9 protein-coding genes, 1 tRNA gene and 1 rRNA gene are annotated in these 12353 nt (G+C 71.8%); 6 read left to right on the plus strand and 5 right to left on the minus strand.

What is annotated here, in order from left to right:
* The first annotated feature begins 11 nt into the window (after nt 1–11).
* The 3 genes from QJ852_11250 (at nt 12) to QJ852_11260 (ending at nt 3502) form a co-directional block, all read left to right on the plus strand.
* Complete coding sequence (locus tag QJ852_11250) at nt 12–818, plus strand: DUF5666 domain-containing protein (protein ID WGX99001.1); 807 nt, start codon at nt 12–14, stop codon at nt 816–818.
* Entirely contained in the window at nt 806–2455 is a 1650-nt protein-coding gene (locus QJ852_11255; protein ID WGX99002.1) for a biotin/lipoyl-binding protein, read from the plus strand. The genes QJ852_11250 and QJ852_11255 overlap by 13 nt, the downstream gene beginning before the upstream one ends.
* Nucleotides 2456–2518: 63 nt before the next feature.
* Nucleotides 2519–3502, plus strand: a complete 984-nt coding sequence (locus QJ852_11260) for a phosphotransferase (GenBank protein ID WGX99003.1) — start codon at nt 2519–2521, stop codon at nt 3500–3502.
* A 395-nt stretch (nt 3503–3897) separates the two neighbouring features.
* Here QJ852_11260 and QJ852_11265 read toward each other — a convergent pair.
* The 3 genes from QJ852_11265 to QJ852_11275 all read right to left on the minus strand — a co-directional run bounded on the left by QJ852_11265 (nt 3898) and on the right by QJ852_11275 (nt 5492).
* Nucleotides 3898–3971 (minus strand) — tRNA-Ile (locus QJ852_11265).
* A 24-nt stretch (nt 3972–3995) separates the two neighbouring features.
* On the minus strand, nt 3996–4751 hold the full coding sequence (locus QJ852_11270; GenBank protein WGX99004.1) for a PIG-L family deacetylase: 756 nt from the start codon (nt 4749–4751) through the stop codon (nt 3996–3998).
* A gap of 12 nt (nt 4752–4763) precedes the next feature.
* A complete protein-coding gene (locus QJ852_11275) occupies nt 4764–5492 on the minus strand; it encodes a DUF72 domain-containing protein (GenBank protein WGX99005.1) in 729 nt (242 codons plus the stop codon).
* A gap of 42 nt (nt 5493–5534) precedes the next feature.
* On the opposite strand from QJ852_11275, the gene QJ852_11280 reads away from it, so the two are divergent.
* On the plus strand, nt 5535–6590 hold the full coding sequence (locus QJ852_11280) for a DNA adenine methylase (protein WGX99006.1): 1056 nt from the start codon (nt 5535–5537) through the stop codon (nt 6588–6590).
* Here the strand turns inward: QJ852_11280 and QJ852_11285 are convergent.
* Both QJ852_11285 and QJ852_11290 read right to left on the minus strand, forming a co-directional pair.
* A complete protein-coding gene (locus QJ852_11285; protein ID WGX99007.1) occupies nt 6587–7498 on the minus strand; it encodes a hypothetical protein in 912 nt (303 codons plus the stop codon). The two genes, QJ852_11280 and QJ852_11285, sit on opposite strands and share 4 nt — an antisense overlap.
* 10 nt (nt 7499–7508) lie before the next feature.
* Nucleotides 7509–8822, minus strand: a complete 1314-nt coding sequence (locus QJ852_11290) for a serine/threonine-protein kinase (protein WGX99008.1) — start codon at nt 8820–8822, stop codon at nt 7509–7511.
* Between the two features lie 115 nt (nt 8823–8937).
* Between QJ852_11290 and tyrS the strand changes: the two genes are divergently transcribed.
* Both tyrS and QJ852_11300 read left to right on the plus strand, forming a co-directional pair.
* Complete coding sequence (tyrS, locus tag QJ852_11295; GenBank protein WGX99009.1) at nt 8938–10209, plus strand: tyrosine--tRNA ligase; 1272 nt, start codon at nt 8938–8940, stop codon at nt 10207–10209.
* 488 nt (nt 10210–10697) lie between these two features.
* Nucleotides 10698–12223, plus strand: a 16S ribosomal RNA gene (locus tag QJ852_11300).
* Nucleotides 12224–12353 lie beyond the last annotated feature (130 nt).

Consider the following 12353-nt stretch of genomic DNA (forward strand, 5'->3'; position numbering starts at 1 on the left):
GAGGAGTCATCATGACCCGCACCCTCGCCCGCCCGCTCGCGGCCACCGCCGCCGGCCTCGCCCTCGCCGTCCTGCTCACCGCCTGCGGGAGTGACGAACCCGCCGCGACCGGCACCGACGACGCCGGCGGAGGCGGCGACGGCGCCGGGACCGACGACGCAGCGGGGATGCGCGTGATGCCCGGCACCTTCGGCCAGATCGCCGCCGTCGACGGCCGGGTCCTCCAGGTCCGCGGCCAGCTGTCCGGCCAGACGGCCGTCACGGTCACCGACAGCACGACCGTCACCGACCAGGTCGCGGGCAGCCTCGCCGACGTCCGGCCGGGGGCCTGCGTCGTGGTCCGCTCCGCCGACACCGGTACGGCGACCGGACCGATCGCCGCCACCTCCGTGGCCGTGACGGCGGCGACCGAGGACGGGTGCGCGGGACCGGGCGGTCCCGGCGGTCCCGGCGGTCCCGGCGGTCCCGGCGATCGGGGCGATCGGGGCGATCGGGGCGGTCCCGATGACGGACCGCGGCCGAGCGCGCTGCCCTCCGACCTGTCCACCGACCGGCCGCCGGGCATGACCGGCGGGTTCGGGGCCGCCGGCGAGGTCAGCGCGCTCACCGACGACGGCTTCGTCATCGAGGGCGGGAACGGCACGGTGACGGTGAGCGTCGGTGGCGACACGACGTACGGCCGCCAGGTCGCCGCCGACGCCGACGCCCTCACCCGGGGGCGCTGCGTGCGGGTGGAGGGCGACGCCGACGACGCCGGCGCGATCACCGCGACGGCGATCCAGGTCAGCGACGGGGTGGACGGCCAGTGCGGACGCTGAACAGGCCGCGGCGGCTCGTCGTACCGCTGGCGCTCCTCGCGGTCGCCGGCACCGGCCTCGCGGCGTACGGCGCGGTCGCGGGCGACCCGGTCCGCTACCGCACCGTTCAGGCCGCCGTGGGCGACGTCGAGCAGGTCCTCGACCTGACGGGGGTCGTGGCGGCCACCGGACGGGCGGATCTGTCCTTCGGCACGGCCGGTGAGGTGAGCAGGGTCCCCGTCGCCGTGGGCGACCGGGTCGAACCGGGTGACGTGATCGCCGTCCTCGACCGGGCGTCGCTGCGCGCTGCCGTCGACCGGGCCCGGGCCGATCTGGCGTCGGCGAAGGCGCAGCTCGCCGACGACCGGGACGCCCAGACCGCCGCGGTGGCCACGACAGCCACGACCGCGGCGACGACCGGGACCGGGCCGACCCCCGGCGCCGTGACGTCGAAGGAGTCCAAGGCCGCGGCGCCGGCCGCCACGCCCGACCTCGGCGCGCTCACCGCGCAGCAGGACGCCGTCCTGGCCGCCCAGACCTCCGCGAGCACGGCGCTGGCGACCTCCACGACGGCCCTGCGGACCCAGCAGGCGGCGTGTGTCGCGACCGAGGCGCCGGTCGCCACCGAGACCCCCGCCGACGCCACCGCGCCCGCTGACGAGTCCGCGGCGGATCCGACCGACGACGCCTGTGCCGAGGCCCTCGCCATCGTCCAGTCCACCCAGGCGGCGACCGCCGCGGCCCAGGACGCGCTCCAACGGGCACTCAGCACCCTGGCGACGACGCTCACCGCCGCGCTCGGCGACCTCACCGTCGGCGCCGGGAACGCCGGGAACGCCGGTAACGCCCCGTCCAGCACCGCCGCCCCGTCCACCGCCGACAGCGGCTCGCCGACGCCCGGCGGCAGCTCCCGCACGGTCACCGCGGCCACCCTGGCCGAGGACCAGGCCGCCATCGACCGCGCCCGCGCCGACCTGACGTCCGCCCGGGCCGACCTGCGGGCCGCGGTGGTCCGGGCGCCGGCGGGCGGCACGGTCTCCGCGCTGTCGGTGGCGCCGGGCGACGACGTCGCGGCCGGCGCCGCGGCCGCCGTGGTGGTCGCTCCCGGCGTGACGACCGTGGCGCTGGAGGCCACGGAGTCGCAGGCCGCGCAGCTCGCCGTCGGCACTCCGGTCGCGGCCACCCCCGCGGGCGCGGGCAAGTCGCTGTCCGGCGTGGTCGGCCGGGTCGCCCGGGTCCCCACCAGCAGCACGGACCCGGGCGCCGAGCCGACCTACCGCGTCGAGGTGGCGCTCGACCGGCACGACCTGACCCTCCCCGACGGCCTGCCGGCCGCGGTCGAGGTCGTCGTCGCGCGCGCCGCGGACGCCGTCACCGTGCCCGCGTCGGCGGTCACCGACGGCACCGTGACGACGCTGGTCGACGGAGCGGTGCGGCAGGTGCGGGTCACGACCGGCATCGTGGGCGGCACCGCGGTCGAGATCCTCGACGGGGTGGACGCCGGGACCGAGATCGTCCTGGCCGACCTCGACGCCGACCTGCCCTCCGGCGACGGTCAGGACCAGGGCCCCGGCGGCTTCGGCGGCGGTGGCCTCGGTGGCCTCGGTGGCGGCGTGCGGATGGGACCGCCGGGTGGCGGCATCACGGTCCGCCGGTAGCTCCGACAGCTCCCGTGAGGAAACCGGTGGCGCCGCCGGGCCCTGCGGGGTGACGCTGGAGGGGTGAGCACGAGCACGTGGACGAGCGCGGTGTGGGCGACGGAGGAGTTCCGCGCCGAGCTCGGCGCGTTCCTGACCGCCGCTGTCGGCGTCCCCGAGCGCGTCGAGCTGGTCAGCCACCGGCCCTGGTCGGCGGTGTGGCGGGTCACGGCCGGCGGCCTGACGTCGTATGCCAAGCAGAACTGTCCGGGCCAGGCCCACGAGGCGCGGTTGATGGTCCGCCTGGCGCGGCTGGCCCCCGAGTACGTCGTCCCGGTCCTCGCCGCCGATCCCGACCGCGACCTGCTGCTGACCGCCGACCTCGGTCCCACCGTCGGCGCCCGCGGGGGTGCCGACCTCGCGACCTGGACCCGGATCGCCTCCGACGCCGCGCTCCTGCAGCGCAGGCTGGTCGGCGCCGTCGACGACCTCGGCCTCACGGTGCTGCCGCCCGGCGACGCACTGACCTACGTCGCCGATGCCGTGGGCCGCCTCGCCGCCCTGCCGCCCGCCGATCCGCGCCGGCTGGCCCCCGAGGTCGCCATCCTGCTCGAGAGCCTGCTGCCCACGGTGCGGCAGTGGGCCGAGGTCGTCGAGGACCTCGACCTGCCCTCGACCCTGCTCCACAACGACCTGCACGCCGACAACCTCGTGACCGCCGCTGACGGGACACTGCGCTGCTTCGACCTCGGCGACGCCCTCCTCGGCGACCCGCTCGCCGGGCTCTACGTCCCCCTCGCCGTGGCCCAGGAGACCCTCGGCCTGCCCACCGACGACCGCCGGCTGCGGCGGATCGCCGACGCCGCCCTGGAGGTCTGGTCCGACCTCGCCCCGCCGGCCGCGCTGCGCGCCGCCCTGCCCGCAGCGCTGCAGCTCGGCCGGCTCGCCCGCGTCGAGTCCTGGCGGCGCTGCGTCGCCACGATGACGGAGCTCGAGCGGGCGGAGTTCGGCTCCGCGCCCGCCCTCCGCCTGGCCTCGCTGCTCGACCCCGCGCCGCTGCGGACCTAGGTTGTGCGTGTGGGACGACAGCAGGGAACCGCGGTCAGCCGATGCCTGCCCTGGGTCCTCCTCCAGGGCGGCCTGCTCCTGCCGGCGGCGGTGGGCATGCTCGGCGACCGCGCGTTCGGCCACGACTCGTGGACGTACGACGCCCTGACGATCCTGCTCGCCCTGTGGCTCACCTACTGCCTGGCGCGCAACCTGGCGCTGATGTGGCTCGCACCCCGGGGTGAGACCCGCCGCTGGCACGTCGCGCCGCTGTTCGTCCTGGGGTTGTTGATGGTCCTCGTCGGGACCGGGCCGCTGCTGGACGGTGCGCCGTCCGACCGACCGGGCGGGTTCGCCGTCCTGGTGACCGCCCTGGCGGTGCTGGCGCTCGGCGTGCGCGAGGTGGCGCGGCTGCGTAGGGCGGGTGGGGCTCGAACCCACGACCCAAGGATTATGAGTCCTCTGCTCTGACCGACTGAGCTACCGCCCCGAGGGACCCCACCCTAGTGCGGCCTCACGCTCCCCAGCCCATGGGGAACACCTCGAACGGCGCGGCGAACGCGACACCCAGCCGCGATCCCGCCACCCGCGCCATGCCCTCGAGGAACTCCCGCGGGTCCCAGTTCTCCCAGCCCAGCCCGTCGATATAGGCCGCGTGTGCCTTCAGCGACTCCACCCCGGCGTCGAAGGTGTCGGTCGTGTCGACCGCGTGGGTGGCCTCGGGGGAGCCGAACGCCCACACCTCCCGTACGCCGCCCCACGGCTCGAGTCCGTCCGGCCCGTCGCCGAGCTGGTCGGCGAACACCCACCGGTTGCCCGCGTCCCGTACGGCGTCCAGGACGGCCCGTCCGACCGCGATGTGGTCGGCCTGGTTGAGGTTCCGGCCGCCCCAGGTGTCGCGGAAGTTGCCGGTGATCACGATGTCGGGCCGGTGCCGCCGGACCTCGGCGGCGATCACGCTCCGCAGCGCGACGCCGTACTCCAGGACGCCGTCGGGCCGGCGCAGGAAGTCGACCACGTCGACGCCGACGACCTCGGCGGAGCGGACCTGCTCGGCCTCGCGGACCTCGCGGCAGGCGTCCGGGTCGAGGCCGTCGATGCCGGCCTCGCCGCTGGTCACCATGCAGTAGACGACGTGCTTGCCCTGTCCGGTCCAGCGCGCGACCGCGGCCGCGGCGCCGAACTCCATGTCATCAGGGTGCGCCACGACGCACAGGGCGCGCTGCCAGTCCTCGTCGAGCGGCAGGAGGGGTGCAGGGGTCTCGGCCATGCACCGAGCATGTCATCTGTCGAGTCGCTCGCGCAGCGCCAGGGCGTCGTGGGGCGCGCGGCCCCGGGCGTCGTTGTCGAAGTACACGAAGACATCGGCCCGCTCCGCCCAGCGCCGACACTTCTCCGCCCACCGGTCGAGGGAGCGCGGCGCGTAGCCGCTGGCGTAGAGCTGCGTGTGACCGTGCAGCCGCACGTGGACGACCTCGCTGGTCACCACCTCGGCCATCGGCCAGCGTCCGGGGGAGTCGGAGACGACACAGCCGACGCCGTGTCGGCGCAGTTGCGTGAACGCCTCGTCGACGCAGAAGCTGCGGTGCCGGAACTCGACGACGTGCCGCATGTCCCCCGGCAGCAACCCGTAGAAGGAGCCCATCAGGTCGGCGTCGTAGGGCAGCGACGCGGGAAGCTGCCACAGGACCGGCCCGAGCTTCGGCCCCAGCTCGCGCACGCCCGAGTCGAAGAAGCGGGTCAGGCCCTGCTCCACGTCCCGCAGCCGCTTGAGGTGGGTGATGAACCGGCTGCCCTTGACCGCGAACACGAAGTCGTCGGGTGCGGCGTCGCGCCACCTGCGGTACGTCGAGGGGCGCTGGAGGGCGTAGAACGAGCCGTTGATCTCGATCGACGACATCCGAGCGGCCAGGTAGGAGAGCTCCTCGCGCTGCACCAGCCCCTTCGGGTAGAAGTCGCCGCGCCAGGAGGCATACGCCCAGCCCGACGTGCCCACACGGATGCGACCCATCGACCCGCGGTACCCGGGCGGCCGCACCCTAGGCTGCGGGGCGTGATCAAGTACCTCGGCTCGAAGCGCACGCTCGTGCCCGTGCTGGGGGAGCTGGCGGTCGCGACCGGGGCCCGGACCGCGGTCGACCTGTTCACCGGTACGACGCGGGTCGCGCAGGAGCTCAAGCGGCAGGGGATGCACGTGACGGCGGCCGATCTGGCGTCGTACTCGGCGGTGCTGAGCGACTGCTTCGTCGCCACCGACGCCGCGGGCATCGACGAGGCGGCCCTCGACGCCGAGCTGACCCGTCTGGCGGCGCTGCCCGGCGAGCGCGGGTATGTGACCGCGACCTTCTGCGAGCAGGCGCGCTTCTTCCAGCCGCGCAACGGCCGCCGGATCGACGCGATCCGCGACGCGATCGAGCGCGACCACCCGCCGGGCAGCCCGCTGCGTCCGCTGCTGCTGACCAGCCTGCTGCTGGCGGCGGACCGGGTCGACTCCACGACCGGCGTGCAGATGGCCTACCTCAAGCAGTGGGCGCCGCGCTCGAACGCCGAGCTCGACCTGCGGCGGCCCGCGCTGCTGCCCGGGCCCGGGCGCACCGTCCACGGTGATGCGATGAGCGTGGTCGACGAGCTCGAGCCGGTCGACCTCGCCTACGTCGACCCGCCGTACAACCAGCACCGGTACTTCGCGAACTACCACATCTGGGAGACCCTGGTCCGCTGGGACGCACCCGAGCACTACGGCATCGCCTGCAAGCGCATCGACGTCCGCGAGCGGCGCAGCGTCTTCAACAACCGCCGCGCGATGCCCGGCGCGCTCGCCGATCTCCTCGGCCGGCTGCGGGCGGAGGTCGTGCTGGTCTCCTACAACGACGAGTCGTGGGTCAGCCCCGAGGAGATGACCCGCTGGCTCCACGACGCGGGCCACCGCAGCGTCGAGGTGCTCGCTTTCGACCGCAAGCGGTACGTCGGCGCGCAGATCGGCATCCACAACGCGGCGGGCGAGCGGGTCGGTCAGGTCGGCCGGCTGCGCAACGTCGAGTACGTCTTCGTCGCCGGGCCGCGGGACCGGGTCGAGGCCGCGATCCGGACCCAGGACGCCACGGCCTAGCGGGCGGTGGCGTCGGCGATGAGCAGCCGCGGGCCGTCCTGCACGAGGAAGAGGGTGATGTCCTCGGTGCGCGAGCCCCCGCCCGCGAGCCGGTAGGCGTAGGTGTAGCTCACCGACATCGCCCGCGGGTCGGCACTGACCGACAGCACCCGCGGGTCGCGGATCGACGACCAGACCTCGCGGTACCGCGGACTGCGCTGCTGGTAGGCCGGGGTGAGCCAGGTGTAGCCCAGCTCCGGGTCCCCGCTCGCGGTCGCGACGTAGTCGCGGGCGAAGTTCGCCAGCTCCGCTGCGGTCGGCGGTGCCGGGCCCTCCGAGGGCTCGGCGCTCGTCGGGTCCTCCTCGGGCTCGTCGCTCGTCGCGGCGGGGCGCTCGGGCCGGGTCCGCGGCTCCTCGTCCCCACCGGCGAAGAGGAGGGCGGCGCCCACGACCCCCAGGAGTGCGAGCACTGCGGCGCCGGCGAGCACCAGCGCGCCGACCGGGAGCCCCCGCGGTGCGGCGGGAGGGGCCACCCGGGCACGGAGGTAGTCGGCGAACTCGGCGGCCGACGGCCGCTCGTGCGACTCCGGGCGCAGCCCGAGCTCGATCAGCGGCGCCAGCCACCCGGTCGTGCGGGGGACGTCGGGCGGCGCGCCGACGGCTGTCGGCGGACGCCCGGTCGTGGCGTGCAGCAGCACGGCTGCCAGCGACCAGACGTCGTCGGCCCCCTCGGGTGCGGTGTAGTCGGGATCGGGCGCGACCCGGGTGCGGTCGACCAGCAGCGCCCGCCCGCCGGCGTCGACCTCGATCGCCGCGGGCGAGATCGCGCCGTGCCGGCCGGAGGCGGCGTGCACCGAGGCGAGCGACTCGGCGACCGGCAGCAGCAGCCGGGCCGCGTCGTCCGCTGACAGCACGCCGTACCCGCTCATTGCGAGCAGGCTACCCAGCGGCGGCGCCGTCGATCAGGAGCTTTCCGAACTCGTCGACGAGCCGCAGGGTGACCCGTTCGGTACGGCGGCCCTCGCCGGGCAGGACGTAGGAGTAGCGGTAAGACACGGTCATCGCGCCGGGATCGCCCGTGACGTCGAGCATCCTCGGGTTCCTCATCCTGCCCCAGAACCCGGCGTAGTCAGGGCTGCTCGCCTGGTAGGCCGCCGTGAGCATCGCGAAGCCGGCGCCCGGGTCGCCGCTGGCCGTGGCGACGTAGTCCCGCGCGAACTGCTCGAGCTCGGCGGCCGTCCACGTGGGCGTGGGGGTGGCCGCCGCGGTCGGCCCACCGGCGCCGGTGGGGCTGTCGGTGCCGGCGGGCGCGCCGTCGTCGCCGTCGGGCCGCAGCAGCAGGACGGCCGTGACGAGCAGGACCAGCACCACGACCGCCGCGACCCCGGTGGCCACCCCGGTCACCCGCCGGGCACGGGGGAGAGCGGGCAGCGTCATCGTCCGATCGGCGGCGACGGCGGTGCGGTCCAAGACGTCGCGGACCTCCGCCATCGTGGGCCGCGCCTCGGGGTCCTTGGCCATCACCTGGGACAGTAGCGGCGCCAGCCAGCCGGCGTCCGCAACGACCGGCGGCTCCTCGTGGGCGATCCGGTAGACCACGGCCAGGGGACCGTTGTCGAGGTCGTCGCGGTGGTAGGGCGGACGCCCCGTCAGCAGGTGCACCAGCGTCGCGCCGAGCGACCAGACGTCGCTCGCGGGCGTCGCCTGACCGCCGATCGCCACCTCGGGCGCCAGATAGGCGGGGGATCCGGTGACCAGTCCGGTCCGGGTGAGCGTCGCGTCGCCGGCCCCGCGGGCGATGCCGAAGTCGGTGAGCTTCGCGCCGTCGACGCCGGCCAGGATGTTCGAGGGCTTCACGTCGCGGTGCACGATGCCGAGCGTGTGGGCCTGGGCGAGGGCGTCGGCCACGGGCGCCAGCAGCCGCGCCGCGTCGTCGGCCGACAGGGGCGCGTCGCGTACGACGGCCGACAGGGCGCGGCCCTCGACGTACTCCATGACGAGCCAGCTGCCGTCCGACTCCGTCACCAGGTCGTAGACGGCGACGACGCTGGGATGGGTCAGCCGGGCGGCCAGCCGGGCCTCGCGCTCGGCACGCACCGCGTCGCCGCCGAGCGCGGAGGTCGAGGCGAGCCGTTTGAGCGCGACCCGGCGGCCGAGGATCTCGTCGTGCGCCGCCCAGACCGCGCCGCCCGCGCCGCGCCCGATCTCGTGGTGGAGCGTGTATCGCCCCGCTACCCGTTGGTTGGTGGTCATCGTCCTCGCAACGTACCCGCGTCCGCCGGGCCGATCCCAGTGGGCGCTCCTGCCGCCCATGGGGCACCCTTGGTGCGGGAACCGTCCCATCTCACCGCACGACGAAAGGATCGACGTGTCCGTCGACACCACGCTTCTGGACGACCTCGAGTGGCGCGGCCTGCTGGCCGAGTCCACCGACCGCGAGGCGCTGCGCTCAGCGCTGAGCGAGGGGAGCGTCCGGTTCTATGTGGGCTTCGACCCGACCGCACCGAGCCTGCACATGGGCAACCTGGTCCAGATCGTCACCGCGATGCGGCTCCAGCGCGCCGGCCACACGCCGTTCGCCCTCGTCGGCGGCGCCACCGGGATGATCGGCGACCCCCGCGACTCGGGCGAGCGCACGCTCAACTCCCTGGACACGGTCCAGGAGTGGACGGCCCGGGTGCGCGGCCAGATCGAGCCGTTCCTGTCCTTCGAGGGCACGAACGCGGCGACGATGGTCAACAACCACGACTGGACCGCCGGGCTGTCGGTCATCGACTTCCTCCGCGACATCGGCAAGCACTTCCCGGTCAACCGGATGCTGGCGCGTGACACGGTCAGGCGACGCCTCGAGTCCGGCATCAGCTACACCGAGTTCTCCTACGTGCTGCTGCAGTCGATGGACTACCTGACTCTCTTCCGCGAGCGTGGTGTCACGCTCCAGTTCGGTGGGTCCGACCAGTGGGGCAACCTCACCGGCGGCGTGGAGCTGATCCGCCGGGCCGAGGGCGCCACCGCGCACGCGTTCGCGACGCCCCTGATCACCAAGGCCGACGGCACCAAGTACGGCAAGACCGAGGGTGGGGCGCTGTGGCTCGACGCCGAGATGATGCCGCCGTACGCCTTCCACCAGTTCTGGCTCAACGTCGAGGACGAGAAGGTCGGGGAGCTGCTGCGGGTCTTCACCTTCCTGCCGCGCGCGCAGATCGAGGAGATCGAGGCCCGGCACGCGGAGAAGCCGTTCCTGCGCGAGGCGCAGAAGGTCCTCGCCGACGAGGTCACGACCCTGGTCCACGGGGCGGGGGAGACCACGAGCGCGAAGGCGGCCGCCGAGGCCCTCTTCGGGGGCGGTGACGTCACGACCCTGTCGGCGGTCACCCTCGAGGCGGCCCTGGGCGAGGCCGGCAGCTTCGATGTCGACGGCACGTCCGGCATCCCGGACGTCGTCGAGTTGCTGACCCTCACCGGTCTGGCCAAGTCCAAGGGCGAGGCGCGCCGCACCGTCACGGAGGGCGGTGCGTACGTCAACAACGTCCGGGTCGACGACCCGGAGCACGTGCCCACGCGCGCTGACCTGATCGCCTCGTCGTGGCTCGTGCTGCGGCGCGGCAAGAAGCGGTTCGCGGGCGTGCGCGTGCGCTGAGCGAGTCCCTCGTGGGCGGCCTTCCGGGGCCGCCCACGAGTGGTTCCGGGGGGCCGCGGAGCACCCCTCGGAGCCCTGTGGCCCGGGTCACGTCGTTTCGATTTGTGCAACTGGGTCGGCTGTGCGTAATGTTCTCTCTGTCGCCGGGTGCGGCGGGAAACAACACGGCAGTCAGCCGGGGGGTTTCCGGCCCCGCGACCACCTAGTCTCGAACACCTGGTTCGGGCGCCGGTCAGAAAAGCAAGCCCTTGCGGGTTTGGCACAGACCGGGGTCAGGCCCTAAGGTTTCGGACTGCATCAGCTCGAAGAAGAACCGGCAACGGGGAACTTCGCGGCGTGTGATGTTTGAGAACTCAACAGTGTGTCATGCATAGATTGTTGTGACGTTTGTGTGCACTCAGGTCCTTTGGGGTTTGGGTGTGTGTTTTCGGCAATGATGATTCTGATGACAGTTTGTCAGCAGTTTCTGTTGCTGGGTATCGAGTTTTCTTATGGAGAGTTTGATCCTGGCTCAGGACGAACGCTGGCGGCGTGCTTAACACATGCAAGTCGAGCGGAAAGGCTCCTTCGGGGGTACTCGAGCGGCGAACGGGTGAGTAACACGTGAGTAATCTGCCCTGTGCTCTGGGATAGCCACCGGAAACGGTGATTAATACCGGATATGACCACTCCGCGCATGTGGTGGTGGTGGAAAGTTTTTCGGCGCAGGATGTGCTCGCGGCCTATCAGCTTGTTGGTGAGGTAATGGCTCACCAAGGCTTTGACGGGTAGCCGGCCTGAGAGGGTGACCGGTCACACTGGGACTGAGACACGGCCCAGACTCCTACGGGAGGCAGCAGTGGGGAATATTGGACAATGGGCGGAAGCCTGATCCAGCAACGCCGCGTGAGGGATGACGGCCTTCGGGTTGTAAACCTCTTTCAGTACCGACGAAGCGTGAGTGACGGTAGGTACAGAAGAAGGACCGGCCAACTACGTGCCAGCAGCCGCGGTAATACGTAGGGTCCGAGCGTTGTCCGGAATTATTGGGCGTAAAGGGCTCGTAGGCGGTTTGTCGCGTCGGGAGTGAAAACCATGGGCTTAACTCATGGCTTGCTTTCGATACGGGCAGACTAGAGGTATGCAGGGGAGAATGGAATTCCTGGTGTAGCGGTGAAATGCGCAGATATCAGGAGGAACACCGGTGGCGAAGGCGGTTCTCTGGGCATTACCTGACGCTGAGGAGCGAAAGTGTGGGGAGCGAACAGGATTAGATACCCTGGTAGTCCACACCGTAAACGTTGGGCGCTAGGTGTGGGGCCTATTCCATGGGTTCCGTGCCGTAGCTAACGCATTAAGCGCCCCGCCTGGGGAGTACGGCCGCAAGGCTAAAACTCAAAGGAATTGACGGGGGCCCGCACAAGCGGCGGAGCATGCGGATTAATTCGATGCAACGCGAAGAACCTTACCTGGGTTTGACATACACCGGAAGCCCCCAGAGATGGGGGTCTCTTTGATACTGGTGTACAGGTGGTGCATGGCTGTCGTCAGCTCGTGTCGTGAGATGTTGGGTTAAGTCCCGCAACGAGCGCAACCCTCGTTCCATGTTGCCAGCACGTCCTTTGGGATGGTGGGGACTCATGGGAGACTGCCGGGGTCAACTCGGAGGAAGGTGGGGATGACGTCAAGTCATCATGCCCCTTATGTCCAGGGCTTCACGCATGCTACAATGGCCGGTACAAAGGGCTGCGATCCCGTGAGGGGGAGCGAATCCCAAAAAGCCGGTCTCAGTTCGGATTGGGGTCTGCAACTCGACCCCATGAAGTCGGAGTCGCTAGTAATCGCAGATCAGCAACGCTGCGGTGAATACGTTCCCGGGCCTTGTACACACCGCCCGTCACGTCACGAAAGTCGGCAACACCCGAAGCCGGTGGCCTAACCCTTGTGGGGGGAGCCGTCGAAGGTGGGGCTGGCGATTGGGACGAAGTCGTAACAAGGTAGCCGTACCGGAAGGTGCGGCTGGATCACCTCCTTTCTAAGGAGCACACCCGCGTCGATGACCGAATGTGTTGTCGTGTATGGGGTGTTCGGATAGTGGAACGCAACGATCGTTGGATGGGTAGTGCTCTGGATGTTGTTCTGGGGTGTTGTTCTGTCTGGTAGGT

The organism is Nocardioides sp. L-11A, from assembly GCA_029961745.1.
Classification (GTDB): domain Bacteria; phylum Actinomycetota; class Actinomycetes; order Propionibacteriales; family Nocardioidaceae; genus Nocardioides.

Excerpts from the sequence above, each read along its gene's own strand:
- QJ852_11250 (WGX99001.1), top strand. The coding sequence starts at position 12 with ATGACCCGCACCCTCGCCCGCCCGCTCGCGGCCACCGCCGCCGGCCTC.
- QJ852_11270 (WGX99004.1), bottom strand. The coding sequence starts at position 4,751 with ATGGCCGAGACCCCTGCACCCCTCCTGCCGCTCGACGAGGACTGGCAG.
- QJ852_11275 (WGX99005.1), bottom strand. The coding sequence starts at position 5,492 with ATGGGTCGCATCCGTGTGGGCACGTCGGGCTGGGCGTATGCCTCCTGG.
- QJ852_11285 (WGX99007.1), bottom strand. The coding sequence starts at position 7,498 with ATGAGCGGGTACGGCGTGCTGTCAGCGGACGACGCGGCCCGGCTGCTG.
- QJ852_11290 (WGX99008.1), bottom strand. The coding sequence starts at position 8,822 with ATGACCACCAACCAACGGGTAGCGGGGCGATACACGCTCCACCACGAG.